This is a genomic window from Methanosarcina sp. (assembly GCF_049706645.1).
Classification (GTDB): Archaea; Halobacteriota; Methanosarcinia; order Methanosarcinales; family Methanosarcinaceae; genus Methanosarcina.
In genome coordinates, this window is sequence record NZ_JBNAKP010000021.1 from 60,667 (window position 1) to 74,832 (window position 14,166).

At 45.8% G+C, this 14,166-nt stretch carries 12 protein-coding genes and 1 tRNA gene; 11 read left to right on the plus strand and 2 right to left on the minus strand.

The genetic code is table 11. The features are described 5' to 3' along the window. Positions 1 to 725 precede the first annotated feature (725 nt). From ACPK8D_RS08810 to ACPK8D_RS08845, 8 genes are all read left to right on the plus strand, one after another. Positions 726 to 1,238: a biotin transporter BioY gene (locus ACPK8D_RS08810; RefSeq protein WP_424717583.1), complete on the plus strand. Its 513-nt coding sequence runs from the start codon at positions 726 to 728 to the stop codon at positions 1,236 to 1,238. Positions 1,239 to 1,343: 105 nt separating this feature from the next. After that, positions 1,344 to 2,168: an energy-coupling factor transporter ATPase gene (locus ACPK8D_RS08815; protein ID WP_424717481.1), complete on the plus strand. Its 825-nt coding sequence runs from the start codon at positions 1,344 to 1,346 to the stop codon at positions 2,166 to 2,168. After that, positions 2,144 to 2,980, plus strand: a complete 837-nt coding sequence (locus tag ACPK8D_RS08820; protein WP_424717482.1) for an ATP-binding cassette domain-containing protein — start codon at positions 2,144 to 2,146, stop codon at positions 2,978 to 2,980. Before ACPK8D_RS08815 ends, ACPK8D_RS08820 begins: the two co-directional genes overlap by 25 nt. A 101-nt stretch (positions 2,981 to 3,081) precedes the next feature. Continuing rightward, positions 3,082 to 3,855: an energy-coupling factor transporter transmembrane component T family protein gene (locus ACPK8D_RS08825; RefSeq protein ID WP_424717483.1), complete on the plus strand. Its 774-nt coding sequence runs from the start codon at positions 3,082 to 3,084 to the stop codon at positions 3,853 to 3,855. A gap of 194 nt (positions 3,856 to 4,049) precedes the next feature. Further along, entirely contained in the window at positions 4,050 to 4,397 is a 348-nt protein-coding gene (locus tag ACPK8D_RS08830; RefSeq protein ID WP_424717484.1) for an ArsR/SmtB family transcription factor, read from the plus strand. Continuing rightward, positions 4,394 to 5,749, plus strand: coding sequence for an SO_0444 family Cu/Zn efflux transporter (locus ACPK8D_RS08835; protein WP_424717485.1), 1,356 nt, complete (start codon positions 4,394 to 4,396; stop codon positions 5,747 to 5,749). Before ACPK8D_RS08830 ends, ACPK8D_RS08835 begins: the two co-directional genes overlap by 4 nt. 83 nt (positions 5,750 to 5,832) lie before the next feature. Beyond that, positions 5,833 to 6,567, plus strand: a complete 735-nt coding sequence (locus tag ACPK8D_RS08840) for a PspC domain-containing protein (protein ID WP_424717486.1) — start codon at positions 5,833 to 5,835, stop codon at positions 6,565 to 6,567. A 246-nt stretch (positions 6,568 to 6,813) separates the two neighbouring features. Continuing rightward, positions 6,814 to 6,954 (plus strand): hypothetical protein, encoded by a 141-nt coding sequence (locus ACPK8D_RS08845; protein WP_424717487.1) that lies wholly within the window; start codon positions 6,814 to 6,816, stop codon positions 6,952 to 6,954. On the opposite strand, the gene ACPK8D_RS08850 is transcribed toward ACPK8D_RS08845, so the two are convergent. Next, positions 6,936 to 7,010 (minus strand) — tRNA-Arg (locus ACPK8D_RS08850). The genes ACPK8D_RS08845 and ACPK8D_RS08850 overlap by 19 nt on opposite strands. A 346-nt stretch (positions 7,011 to 7,356) precedes the next feature. Here ACPK8D_RS08850 and ilvE point away from each other — a divergent pair. The 3 genes from ilvE (at position 7,357) to ACPK8D_RS08865 (ending at position 11,909) form a co-directional block, all read left to right on the plus strand. Next, complete coding sequence (gene ilvE / locus ACPK8D_RS08855; protein ID WP_424717488.1) at positions 7,357 to 8,235, plus strand: branched-chain-amino-acid transaminase; 879 nt, start codon at positions 7,357 to 7,359, stop codon at positions 8,233 to 8,235. 287 nt (positions 8,236 to 8,522) lie between these two features. Beyond that, positions 8,523 to 10,469, plus strand: coding sequence for a molybdopterin biosynthesis protein (locus tag ACPK8D_RS08860; RefSeq protein ID WP_424717489.1), 1,947 nt, complete (start codon positions 8,523 to 8,525; stop codon positions 10,467 to 10,469). A 345-nt stretch (positions 10,470 to 10,814) separates the two neighbouring features. Next, complete coding sequence (locus ACPK8D_RS08865) at positions 10,815 to 11,909, plus strand: OBG GTPase family GTP-binding protein (RefSeq protein ID WP_424717490.1); 1,095 nt, start codon at positions 10,815 to 10,817, stop codon at positions 11,907 to 11,909. Between the two features lie 76 nt (positions 11,910 to 11,985). Here the strand turns inward: ACPK8D_RS08865 and ACPK8D_RS08870 are convergent, their stop codons facing one another. Continuing rightward, entirely contained in the window at positions 11,986 to 14,097 is a 2,112-nt protein-coding gene (locus ACPK8D_RS08870) for a methyltransferase domain-containing protein (RefSeq protein WP_424717491.1), read from the minus strand. Positions 14,098 to 14,166 lie beyond the last annotated feature (69 nt).

A 14,166-nucleotide genomic window follows, 5' to 3' on the forward strand; every position in this document is an offset into this window, starting at 1 on the left:
TTCCCTAAAAATACAATCTTGCAGCTGCTTACTGAATTTGCATTCCCGGTGAAGTATCCATAATACCGGTATAAGATATATATCAAATTATCGCTCCAGAGGGGAGAAATGTGAGCCTGCAAAACAAAAATCGATTGTTCAGGAAAGTTTTAAATCCAATGTAAACCATTGACCCTAGTGAGGTTAACAATATCTTAGATTTTCAATTGGCTATCTATCTTTCAGAGTTTACCTCGCCCGGGTCCTCTTCCATAGCTGCCCGGACATTTTCAATTGGCTGTCTATCTTTCAGAGCTTAGGGATTTACCTTTATAGAGTTATCGAATATCAGGCTGATAGGGTTACTGCAGGTTTCAGCCTCTATCAGTAATTTCGATCCTTTATTAATCAATTCACAATCTCAGTCAGTTGATCTAAGCCCCAGCAGTTAGATTCGCCCTCTATTACCCGGTTTAAGTCTCCATTAGTTAGATTCCATCTATATCAACCAGCTTAAATTCCCTCTAACCAGTTTAAGTTTCTATCTCTATTAATTTAAGTTTCTATATCTAGTATAACCTTTATCTTGCACCGGACGATCTTGCCTGCCAATTTTGGGGCATAAGAAGCTCTAACAGGTCTGAAAAAGGCGAGAAAATTGAGAAAATCGCGTAAAATTGAGAAGAGGAAAAAATGTGCATACAAAAAACAACGACTCCTATTCCACCCATACTCCAGAACTTAGAATGATGGTTTTCGCATCCCTTTTTGCGGCCCTGACTGCCGCAGGAGCTTATATACAGATTCCTATACCTTTCTCCCCTGTCCCTGTTACACTGCAGGTTTTTTTTGTCCTGCTTGCCGGAAGCATGTTGAAAAGCAAATGGGGAGGCCTGAGCATGATAGTGTATACCCTGCTTGGCATAGCAGGGCTTCCTGTCTTTGCAGGAGGTAGTTCCGGCATGGGAGTGCTCCTTGGGCCCACAGGTGGATATATATTTGGCTTCATCCTGGCGGCTTATACTATAGGAAAGCTTTCCGAGAAAGTTGAAAATGCTGATAAATCCGGCCTTTTTATTAATGCTCTTAATATGAGTGTAGGAATCCTCATTATCTATGCTTGCGGGTTTATCCAGTTGATGTTTATAGCTGAAGTCGGGCCTGGAACGGCCCTCGCTCTTGGTGTCATTCCTTTTCTGCCGGGAGAAATCGTAAAAACGGTAGTTGCCGCATATATTGCTTCAACCCATGAGCTCTAAAACCACCTTATTTCTAATTTTTTCTGGAAAAAAGAAATTGAGATTAAGGAAGAAGCTCGAATTTTCCAGAAAATTTAAAATGAAGAAATAAAACTTTGATTAAGCATGATCAGGCTTGAAAAAGTAAGTTACAGTTATCCTGATGGTACCCCCGCGCTTCAGAATATAAACCTGGCTATAAAAAAGGGGGAATTTATAGGGGTAACAGGGAAAAACGGCAGCGGAAAATCCACACTTGCCCTTCAGCTCAGCGGGCTCCTTAAACCCCAGACCGGCAGGATAATGATAAGGGGAATGGATACCCGTGACCCTTCAAAGCTTCCGGGAATCCGGAAGCTCGTAGGTGTCGTGTTCCAGAATCCTGAAACTCAGTTTGTAGGCAGGACTGTCGAAGAGGATCTAGCTTTCGGCCCCGAGAATCTCTGCCTCCCTCCTGTGGAAATCAGGAAGTGCGTAGATATGGCGCTTGCCGAAACCGAGCTTGAGAAGTACAGGCACCGTTCTCCAAAAACCCTGAGTGGAGGACAGGGACAGTGTGTAGCCTTGGCAGGAATTCTTGCAATGAGGCCTGAATGCCTTATTTTTGATGAGGTTACTTCCATGCTTGACCCGGAATCCGGAATAACTGTCCTCGAAACCATAAAAAAGCTGCATAAAAAGGGAAAAACCATTGTATATATTACTCATAATCTCGAAGAACTTCATGACGCGGATCGAATCCTTGTCATGGAAAACGGGAAAATCAGGCTTGAAGGAGACCCTGAGAGCGTTTTTTCTGATGCTTCCCTCCAGAGCCTTGGGCTTGCCCTGCCTTCTTTGATTGAGCTGGCCGAGAACCTGAAAACACACGGAGTAATAATCCCCTGGGAAAAAACCTCTTCCCCCGAGAGCTTTGCAGAGGAAATATGCCGATTATTCTTGAAAACGTAAGTTTTTCCTATTCCAGAAAGACCCCTCTCGAAACGCCCGCTTTAAGAGCCATTAACCTGCAAATAGAGAAAGGAGAGTTCATAGGAATACTGGGAGAAAAAGGCGCAGGGAAATCTACTCTCACAAAACTTCTCAACGGACTTTTGAAGCCGGAAACCGGAACCGTCCGCGTGGATGGGCTTGATCCGTCCTCAAGAGAAGCAAAACGCAGGATAGGGATGGTTTTTCAACAGGCTGCTGACCAGCTCTTTTGTAAGAGCGTATATGAGGAAATAGCTTTCGGGCCTCTGAACTTCGGGTACTCGAGAAAAGAAACCGAGGAAAGGGTATATGAGGCGATTGAAGCTGTTTCTCTTGACCGGACCGCACTATCTCGAGACCCTTTCAGCCTGAGTGGCGGAGAAATGCAAAGAGTTGCCCTTGCAAGTGCCCTTGCCCTCAGGCCGGACTACCTGATACTGGACGAGCCCATAACAGGGCTTGACCCGGCTGGGAAAAAGGAAATCCTTGAAACTCTCAAAAAAGTAAAAGAGATGGGGACTGCAGTTATAACGGTAACCCATAATCTTAAAGGGTTCTTTCCTTTGCTGGAAAGAATCGTGCTCATAAGGGAGGGAAGGATAGTTTTCCAGGGCAGCCGGGAAAGCTACCTTGAGAAAGGCTGTGTACCTCTTCCTCCTATAGCCTCCATGATGAAAGAACTCAGAGCAAGAGGAATGCCAGTAAACCCTGCAGCATTCACGGTTGAAGATGCTCTTGAAGAGATCCTGAAAGTGAAATCCGCTTTTGAAAAAGAAGATAACGGAAATTAGATTGAAAAATGGGATAACGAAACTAGAACCAAGAGGAATTAAAACGGAAAGCGCCGGAAAAATTCCTGAAAGATACTTTACAAGGACAAACGCGAGAGAATATGCAGGAACCTGTCTTCAGTTACGTGCCTGGGGCTTCCCTTCTTCACAGGTTTGACCCGAGGACAAAAATTGCAGCAGTGATGCTGCTTGGAATTCTAACGTTCAGGATTGAGAATTTTGCAGGAATAGGGGCGCTTTTCGCGTTTTTCTTTGCCCTCGCTTTGCTCTCAGGGTTGCCGATAAAGATATTTTTCAGAGCAGTGAGGCCTATGATGCTTTTCATAACTTTCATCTTTCTTGCGCAGCTATTTTTCACCGACGGGAGAGCCTTTGCTTCGTACTGGATCCTGCAGCCGAGCCTGGAAGGGCTGGAAATTGGGCTCAAGCTTGCTGCCCGGTTTATACTCCTGTTACTTTTTGCAGCCCTTCTGACGGCCAGTACCGACCCCTCCGCAATTACCTGCGGCATAGAAAGAATGCTAAGGCCTTTACCCCTGCGCTGGCTTGGAATCACTTCTTTTGAGCTTGCTACCATGATGAATATCTCCATAGCGTTTCTTCCCCTTCTGTTCGAGCGAGTCGAACGGACAAAAGCGGCTCAGGCTGCAAGAGGCATGGATTTTGTGAAAAATCCTTTCCACTCGGTTCCTGCCCTTGCAATTCCCCTGCTCAGAGGTGTAATCAGGGATGCTGAAGAACTGGCCCTCGCAATGGAGAGCAGAGGTTACCAGGGAAGCAGGAGGACCTCGATGCATGAGCTTTCCATGCAGAAAAATGACTGGAAAGCCCTTTTTATCCTTGCAGTCTTTTTTATTCTTATACTGGTGCTCTGAAAACGGGCACTAACGGGTTTTAAGATAGAGTAAAAGGGCTGACAAATTTTAAGATTTTGACAAATCTAAAGCTCTAACGCGCTCTTAAAGCTCTGAAAAATCTAAGGTTATGATGAATCTAAGGTTATGACGACTTACTCAATTACCGCAACTTTTGAGAGGGTATTAATATATGAACAGCTGTTCATATGTTCATGCAAGATAAATGTGAAAGAGTGGATTCAAAACAAATAGGAAACCTGTTGCAAAAAGTTCCTGATTCGGGCAGCATCACGCGAATGGCTGCGGTATTTCAGGCGCTCCAGTCCGATACCCGTCTTAAGATCCTTTTCCTGCTAAGGCAAAAAGAGATGTGTGTCTGCGAACTCGAGCAGGCACTTAGTGTCACTCAGTCCGCAGTCTCTCACGGGCTTCGCACCCTCAGGCAGCTTGACCTCGTGCGGGTCAGGAGGGAGGGAAAATTTACGATTTATTATATTGCAGACGAGCATGTCCGCACACTGATTGAGATGTGCCTTGAACATGTGGAGGAAAAAGCATGAGCTTTCAATTCCTCAATTCCGTTCTGGCCCTTTTCTCAGGCATTCTCCTCGCATCCTGGGAAATCTTCGTAGAGGCAGCTCCCTATTTGATTTTCGGTCTGGGGATTGCAGGTCTTCTCAATATCCTGGTGCCTGACCAGAAGATTGTGGAGTACCTGGGGGCATCTGCAGGAAAAGTTCGTTCTGTTGTCAATGCGTCCCTGGCAGGTCTTCCCCTTCCATTATGTTCATGCGGGGTGATTCCTGCAGCCATGTCGATAAGAAAAAGGGGAGCAAACCGGGGCGCAACCCTATCCTTCCTTATTTCGACTCCCGAGACAGGAGTAGACTCGATAGCGGTTACTTATGCTCTTCTGGACCCTCTGATGGCAGTTTTCCGCCCGCTTGCTGCCCTTATGACTGCTATCCTTGCAGGGCTTGCAGACAACTTTTTGATAGGAGAAGAACCGAAAGAGAAGAATAGCAAAAAAGAAGAAAATCCCGGGAAGAGAGCAGGAGTTCTTGCAGTCTCGACTTTAATCGGAGCTTCGGCACAGAGAAACCCATGCGGCTCCTCCTGCAGTTGCAATAAGCCAGAAGATTCGGATAATGAAAAAACCGGGCCTGCAATCACTATAGTTAAGGGTATAGAAGCAAAGCCTCTGGAAATCAGTAATAAGCCTGAAGGTGTCCGGAAACTTGCCCTGGCGAGTCCAGGCTTCCAGAAAGACACCTCGTCATTCGGCTGCGAAAGCTGTGGGTGCGAAGAAAAAGGATCCGGGACAGGCGGGGAAAATAAAGAGTCGGTAAAAGCCAGGTTGATTAAAGGGATTAAATATGCTTATATCGAGCTTCCAGGAGAGATTTCTAGATGGATGCTCATCGGGATCCTTTTTGCAGGAATAATTTCCTATGCAGTCCCCGAAAGCTTTATCCAGAATTATCTTGGCGGCGGCCTCGGGTCAATGATGGTCATGCTTTTAGTGGGAATTCCTCTTTACATCTGCGCTACAGCTTCCACCCCTCTTGCCGCAAGTCTCGTAGCCAAAGGAATGAGTCCGGGCACAGCTTTTGTTTTCCTCCTTGCAGGTCCGGCAACCAATGCAGCAACCATAACTATGGTCGCCCGCTTCCTTGGAAAACGTTCGGCAGCCCTTTATCTTGGAGTGATCTCCCTCTGTGCCCTTGGAGCAGGACTCCTGTTGGACTGGTTTTATCTGAAACTCGGGATCAGCGCAATCGCAACCGTGGGTACCGCAAAAGAGCTGCTTCCCGAAGATCTGAAACTCGGTTTTGCGGTTTTCCTTCTCCCTTTGATGTTATACGGAATCTTGCGCAGTAGAAAAGAATGCGGCTGCTCGGAATGTCACTGAAATCGAAGAAAAAAGATGAAAATAGTAAAAAGGATCGAAAAAGTACCAGTATAATATAAATCCTCAAAAATAGAATAGTCATTATGCAGGAAAATCCCGAATCTCAAGAAAAAAAGGTGACTAAAGGAAACTTTTTTGAAGCGCCAGGGGTACCTATAGCCGAATCTAAAGAGGAACCAGGTGCGAGACGTGAGGGAAAAACCGAAGAAGCCAGTGGAAGTACCGAATCCCTGGAAAGAGAAGAACCGAAAAAAAGCGAATTCAAACCTCAAGGGGAACTTGAGACTGGCTATAAAGAGGAATCCTGGGAAAAGCCTGAAAGAGATATGGAAGAAAAGGAAGCCATAGGAAGTCCCACATTCGAAGAGAGAAAAGTCCCGGAAGAAAGCGAATTCAAGGCACCGGGAAAACCTGAAACTGGCTATACTGAGGAGTCATGGGCAAAGCCTCAGAAAGATATGGAAGAAAAAGTCACAGTAGAACCTGGAGAGAAAAGAGAAGGAGCCGCTGAAGAGGCCAGAGAAAAAGTTAGAGAAGAAGCCAGGGAAGCCAGAGAGGAAGCCAGAGAAGAAAAGCGGACCGCCTACACCATGAAGAAGCGCCTGACTAAAAGCAAGAAAGACCGTATGCTCTTTGGAGTCTGCGGCGGGTTGGGAGAATACTTTGGCATTGACCCGACCTTTATAAGGCTTGCTTTTGCAGCCCTTGCTCTGCAAGGAATTGGTATTATCCTGTATATTATCCTGGCAATACTTATGCCCTCGGGAGAAAAATTTGAAATGGTACCAAGCACCCAGGGCAGCGATTTCCAGCGATGAGACCTTAAACAGGCCGGGAAAGTAATGGACTGCATGATGAATTTTAGTATTTTCCGGCAAATTTTTTTTCTTAAATTTTTGTTTTTAATTCTACTTTCCTAGTCTTTTGTTATCTCAATTTTTCGTTTACTTAGCGAGTAAATCTTATTTTTATGATTTCTACGGTATTGAAATCAAAGTTTTGAAGCAAAAACTGTGCACGCTCTGGTAGAGCTGCAACTAAGCTAAGAACTGTTTACCGTAGAAATGAATGAAAATGGGAACATAAATAGAGTATATGGAATTCTGCAAAAAAAGGATAAACGCGCCAGAAAGAGAGAAATGAAAACAATTTACTTAGGGCAGTTAGAAGTAAATAAAGAGTTAAGCGGGCTCGAAGGGATTTGAACCCCCGACGTCTGGGTTAGAAGCCCAGCGCTATATCCTGGCTAAGCCACGAGCCCTGTTTGTTTTTCCTACTGCGGAATACGAAATGAGCGTTTTAACATAAAAGCTTTTTGTATGAATGTTATAATCCGGGCTGGCAAAGTCTTAAAATATTTAGTTAGAAGCGGAATTATAATATATAATCAGTAAATATCCGCTATATTTAGCGTTTCATTTAAGAGTTACAGTATGGAAACTTCCCCTAAAGCTTTGAGGTCCGTTAAGAACCCTGCAGAGGACTCGCATACTGCCAATTAATGAAAAAGCGAGTGGCATACTGAAGTTTGTAAATTAGACATTCGGTTAAAGTATCGAAAAGAGTAAACTTTATAAAATATTAAAATTGCAGAGGATTGTTCGCAAATGAGTGAGTTACTAATTTATCTGAATGGGATCTTTGTTCCCAAATCCGAAGCCAGAGTTTCGGTCTATGACCATGGCTTCCTCTATGGCGACGGTGTTTTTGAAGGGATTAGGGCATACAATGGGCGTGTCTTTAAGTTAAAAGAGCATGTTGACAGGCTTTACGACTCCGCAAAGGCAATCGCAATGGATATCCCACTTACCAAAGAAGAAATGAGTGAGATAATTCTTGAGACCCTGAGGAAAAATAACCTTAAAGATGCATATATCCGCCCTATTGTCTCAAGAGGAGTCGGAGATCTCGGGCTTGACCCCCGCAAATGTGAGAATCCCAGCGTGATCATCATAGCCCAGGGCTGGGGAGCCATGTACGGCGACCTGTATGAAGTCGGGCTCACAGGAGTCAGTGTCTGTGTCCGGAGAAATGCGCCTGATGCCCTATCCCCGAATATCAAATCCCTGAACTACCTGAACAACATCCTTGCAAAGATCGAAGCCAACGAAAAAGGAGGAGACGAAGCTATTTTCCTCGACCAGAATGGTTTTGTCTGTGAGGGCTCGGGAGATAATATCTTCATAGTCAAGAACGACCAGGTGTTTACGCCTTTCACGATCAGCAACCTGAAAGGGATTACCAGGGCCACAGCCATAGAACTTCTTGACGAAATGGGATACAGGACCATTGAATCAAATCTGGGTTTATTTGACCTCTACACAGCAGATGAGATCTTTGTTACCGGAACCGCAGCCGAATCCGCCCCCCTGACCAGACTTGACGGAAGGCTAATAGGCACAGGTAAACCCGGGCCGCTTACAAAGAGGATGGTTGAAGCTTTTGAGAAAATAACCCAGAACACGGGCACACCCATTTATAAATAAATCTGCCCTGAAAAGCGAAAGAAATAGAAAAGGCGATAAAATCACGCGGGACTTTCCCGCCTTGGCTCTTTTTGATTAACGTTCCGGAGCAGCTTTTATTTTTAGAACCTTTTTTAAAGTTTTATTTAAGCTCCCTTTTGAGCTTTTTTAAGCTTCGGTTTGCGCATCTCTTAACCGACTTGCCTTCAATATCTTCCTGAAGGAAAAAGTACGTATAAAACATACCTGGAAATGCTATTAAACTAAAAAACTTATTTGAAAGCCTATGGGTTCAGGATTGGATTTCTATGAAGCGAAAGGAATTTCGGAAACTTATCTCTGTAGAGAAGGCACGGGAAATAATAGACAGCCTGCAGGTTCTCCCCGGGCAGGAAGGTTTGGCCCTTGAAAAAGCTCACGGTAAAATCCTTGCAGAGGATATTGTCGCCGAAATCAATGTGCCTCCTTTTGCAAGAGCAATAATGGACGGATATGCCGTAAGAGCAGAGGATACATATGCCTGCAGTGAAACTGAGCCAGCAGGGCTAAAGGTGCTAGGGAATATTCCAGCAGGCTCGGATGCCAAATTCACAATTTCGGCAGGGGAAGCTGTGGAAATCGCAACTGGAGCTCCTATCCCTGAAGGAGCTGATTCTGTAGTTATGGTTGAATACAGCTCTGAGGAAAACGGGACCGCATTCATTTACAGGCCCGTAACTGTAGGCGAGAATATAATGAAGCCAGGTTCGGACATCCTGAAGGGAGAACGTGTGCTCAGGGCAGGGCGAAAGCTCGGAACCAGGGAAATCGGTGTGCTTGCGTCTGTCGGAAAAAACTACGTTCCTGCCCTTAAATTGCAGGTTGGGATAATCTCGACAGGAGACGAGCTTGTGCATCCCGGGGATAAACTTGCCCTGGGGCAGGTATATGATGCAAATTCCTACACCTTATGCGCCGGGGTGCAGGAATGCGGAGCTTTCCCCCTGCTTTACGGGATTGTAAAGGACAATGAAACAGTTATGAGAAAGGCACTCGAAACCGCGGTCTCGGAATGCACGTTGATCCTGACCTCAGGCAGCACGTCATCAGGAACCGGGGATGTGATGTACCGTTTGATCGACGAAATCGGCGAGACTCTGGCCCACGGCATTAATATAAAGCCCGGAAAACCCGTAGTTATCGGCATGATAAAGGGTGTCCCGGTCATAGGGCTGCCCGGAAACCCGACATCTGCGCTAATTATCTTTAATGAATTCGTAGCTCCACTGCTCCGGAAAGCCCTTGGAGCAGGAACCGAACTTAAAAAAGTGAAAAACGGAGTTATGGGCACTGGCTTCCGTTCCGAAGGAAGGCAGCAGCTTCTTCCTGTAGGCCTGATCCGGGGACGGGTTTATCCCGCAGATCGGGGTTCAGGTGCAATAACCTCTCTTTCCGGAGCCGATGGCTTTATCGAGATCCCACCCAGTACCGAGTTTATTGAGGCAGGAACCCCTGTAGAGGTGACCCTTTTTGGGGGGGTCGAAAAACCTGACCTCCTGATAGCAGGAGGCTTCTGCCCTGGCCTTGACCTGCTTGAAGACCTTAGCGGGCTTCGCTTCAGGATCCTGTACACTGGCTCAAGCGGAGGTTTCAGCGCAATTGCCGCAAATACAGCCGATATTGCAGGCGTGAATATGCCGTCGGGAGATCCCAGGGGACAGGACGGAATCCTGTACAATGCCCCTACAATAGAGAATATGGGACTCTCAGGCGTTGTGCTCGTCAAAGGGTACAGGCGAGAAGTGGGATTAATTGTCAGGCAGGACAGCCCGATTTCCGGACTTTCGGACCTTCCGGGAAAACGCCTGATCAACCGGAACCTGGGATCGGGCACAAGAGCTCTTCTAGACCTCAAAATTGCAGAATTCGTAGCTGGAAAGGGGATCAATAAGAAGGAATTTGCGGATTCGATTCCCGGATATGCATCCGGAGCAAAATCGGAGGTAGCTATCTGTGAGACGGTTGCTTCAGGAAAGGCTGAGGCAGGCGTGGGAATAAGAAACTGTACAGAGAAGGGTGGCCTCAAATTCATAAAATTTGCAGAAGAAGAGTACGATTTCCTGATAAGGAAGGAAATGCTGGAAACTCCCGAAGTCCACAGGTTCCTGGAAATTCTTAGTTCCGCAGAATTCGCTTCAAAACTTCCGGAAGGACTGCGTGTGTATAAGAGGACAGGAGAAATAATTTCCTTTGAATCAGAGGGTAGCTCACTTTGAATGAAGTTCCAGATAAGAAATGTTTACCGATAACTGGCTTCAATAAGCTTTAAATATTATTATAATTATTAAGAGATATAAATGATATTAAATAGCGCAATCTTTTTGCAAAAAAGCTTGACCAAAATGCCTTATTTAACTTCTTTGCAAAAAGGCCTTACCATTCAGAACATGTAAATAAAACATTCCATAGGTATATATATTTCATTCAACTATTCAGGATAAAATATCCAGATACGGATCTGTTTTGGATCAAAAAAGGTTTGTGGAGACCGTTTGTATGCGGTTTCTTTTTTCAAGTAATATGAGAATCATTTCTTCAGTCCCTAAATCGGCAGGTTCCAGATGAGCAGCATACAGGAGCAAATACAGGAAATCGAAGACGAAATTCGAAAGACCCAGTACAATAAGGCAACTTCCCATCACATAGGCCGCCTGAAAGCGAAGATAGCCCGCCTGCGAGATGAAGTTGAAAAGAAAGCCTCGGCAAAAGGAGGAGGGGAAGGGTACTCGGTCAGAAAATCAGGAGATGGAACCGTAACCCTTGTAGGTTTTCCATCAGTAGGGAAATCCACGCTCCTGAACAAAATCACGGGCGCCAGGTCCGCAGTGGGAGCTTATGAGTTTACTACCGTTACAGTTGTGCCAGGCGTGCTTGAGCATAAAGGGGCTACAATCCAGTTCCTTGACGTTCCAGGGCTTGTAAAAGGCGCGTCTTCAGGGCGTGGGCGTGGAAAGGAAGTCATATCCGTTATCAGGAACTCGGATATGGTTATATTCCTGCTCGACGTTTTTCAGCCCAAGCATTATGAAGTACTTATGGACGAACTTTATCAGGCCGGTATTCGCGTGGATGAAGAGCCCCCTGATGTGGTAATTAAGAAGAAAGACCGGGGCGGAGTAGAGATCAACTCAACCGTTGACCTTGACCTGGATGAGGAAACTATCAAGGCTGTACTGGACGAGTATAAGATCCATAACGCCAGCGTGCTTATAAGAGAAAACATAACGGTTGACCAGCTTATCGACGTTGTCCTGAGTAACCGCAGTTATGTCAGGTCCCTTATAGCGATTAACAAGGTTGACCTGGCTTATCCCCAGTTGATCGAAGAGTGCAGAGAATTATACCCGGAATCGATGTTCATTTCAGCCCATGAAGGCTTTAACATCGAAGCTCTCAAAGATGCCATTTACGACAGGCTGGGTTTCATTCGAGTCTACTTAAAACCGCAGGGACAGGCCGCAGACATGGAAGAGCCCCTGATAGTTATGAGCGGGACCAGTATAGGTCAGATTTGTGACCGCCTTCACAGAGATTTCCGCAGGAAATTCCGCTATGCCCATATATGGGGCACATCTGCAAAACATCCTGGGCAGAGAGTGGGCCTCGACCACAGAATGCGGGATGAAGATATCCTTACAATCATAATCCAGAAGTAAAAAAGTGCCGAAGTAAAAGAAAAGCGGAGCGCGAAAAGGAAAATCCGATCATCTCGCATTCCGCATTTTTTTGAATTTATATACTTTCAAATGCCTGTACTGTTTCGGAAGTGTTTGAAAAAACACCTTTCTTCCTGTCAGTTTCGGAATCCATAGAGCTGCTGGCTTCAATCTCTTCCTCAAACTCGGCAGCATATTCAGCAGGGCTTTTTCTGGGAGTTGTTTCAGGCACTTTTCTGGAAAGCTCGATTTTTCCGGCAGTTCCGAGACCATACCTTTCCTTTGCAGCTTCAAGAATGGCTGCAAGCATTCCTGAATAGGAAATGTCAGCATAGGCTGCCATCTTTGCAAGGTGACCGTCCCAGCACCAGCCAGGATTGGGGTTCACTTCAAGCAGCCTGGGTTTGCCTTCGGCATCAAGCCTCCAGTCGAAACGGGCATAGTCCCTGCAGCTCAGCCTGGTGAAGAGAGCAAGGCAGCATTTCACGACTTCTTTTCTGGTTTTTTCAGGAAGATCGGCAGGCACGGATCTTATGTTCCAGTATGGAGAATCCGGAAGCCATTTGGCTTCATAGCCGCAGATCTTTGGAAGTTCTTCCGGCACTGCCGAGTAATCTTCTTCCGTAATGGGCAGTATTGTACATGCAGGCGGATTTCCAATAATGCCGACACTGATGTCTTTTCCGGGAAGAAACTCTTCTAGCAGGAAAGGTCTGTCCGAGCCCATTTTTTCCCGGGTTGCCGCAAGAATTTTCAGAAGCTCCTCGCGGCTGTAAGCAATACTTTTCTGTGTAATCCCAAAACTCGAATCCCCTGAGTTAGGCTTTACAAGCAAGGGGAAAGAAAGAGAAAGTTTTGAAAGATCCGAGTCTACGGTTACAAGCATTCCTTTTGCTACAGGAATGCGCATTTCTCGGGCGACTCCCCTTATAATTGACTTATCATAACAGAAGGCAAGACATTGAGGACCTGCCCCTGTATAAGGGATATTGAGCTGTTCAAGCAAGGCCGGAACATGAAGCTCTTTTGTAGGATCATTGTAAAACCCTTCATCACAGAGATTAAGTACAAGATCGATTTTTGTTGCTTTCTTCTTCAGATCTTCCAGCAGTGTTTCATGCCTGTCAAAGAAAATAAATCTCATGAAGGGAATCTCTTCAAGTGCCTTTTTCATTCTCTCAAGCGTATCAAAATCGTCATCGTCGAACACACAGGCAGGCTTGACCTGGTCTTCTTTCCTTGGGTCTCCAAGCACGACTGCAATGTTCATCGGTTTTTTGTTCCCGGCTGCCTGAAGAGAAGGAAGCCACGGTTTTTCAACAGAAGCCGAGACCAGAATTCTCTGCTCCATCATGCCCGCATCCTGAGTGCCTGCGGATACCGGGCTGAAAGTGGTATGAAAAGCGGGACTGCTAAAACCTGACGCGGTAAGTAACTCAAAAAGGCTTTCTTTATTGTATAACCTCTCAGCATAAAACTGGTCTGCAATTACCCCCCTGTCAATACGGCTTATCACTTCCCTGCAAATTAGCCGATCCCCATCGGCTGAAAGAGCCCTTTCCCTGCAGACAAAATACTTCCTGTCCAGCCATTCCCATGACCTTGGCTGGAAACTCTTTTTCATATGATCCCCGTCCACGGCATCAATGAAAACCCTACCCTCAGGCTTCAAAACTCTGAAGATTTCTTCAAGAACCTTTCGATCCTGGAGCGTTGAATCGAAGTAACCAAAACTGTTGCCCAGAATAGTCACTATATCAAAAGTATCAGATGGGTAGGGAAGTTTTCTTGCATCCCCCTCTCTGAACCTGACCTGCAGGTTATCTTTCTGTGCTCTGGTCCTGGCTTTCCTTATAAGGTACTGGGACCTGTCATATCCCTCAACGTTTGAAAAACCCCTTCTTGCCAGTTCAAGTACATGTCTTCCCTGCCCACAGCAAAGATCAAGAATTCTTTCTTCATGAGCCACTCCCAAAATGGAAACAATGAGATCGACCTCTTTCCTGGTAACCTCCATATCATCCAGAAGATCGGCATCGGTCTTAAGGTAAAGTGAATTAAAAAGAGTCTGCCACCAGTCGGACCGGACATGAGTTTCAAGGTCTTCAACAGGCCCAAAGGTTTTCTTCTGTACGGTGAACCTGACGCGCTTGCGCCTGGTATTTGAATCTGTATTGTTCTGGGTCATGATTTTATATCTTCCAGAAAAAAGTGTATGTGCTTTGAGTATATCAAGTTTATCGGAGGGTTGAGACTC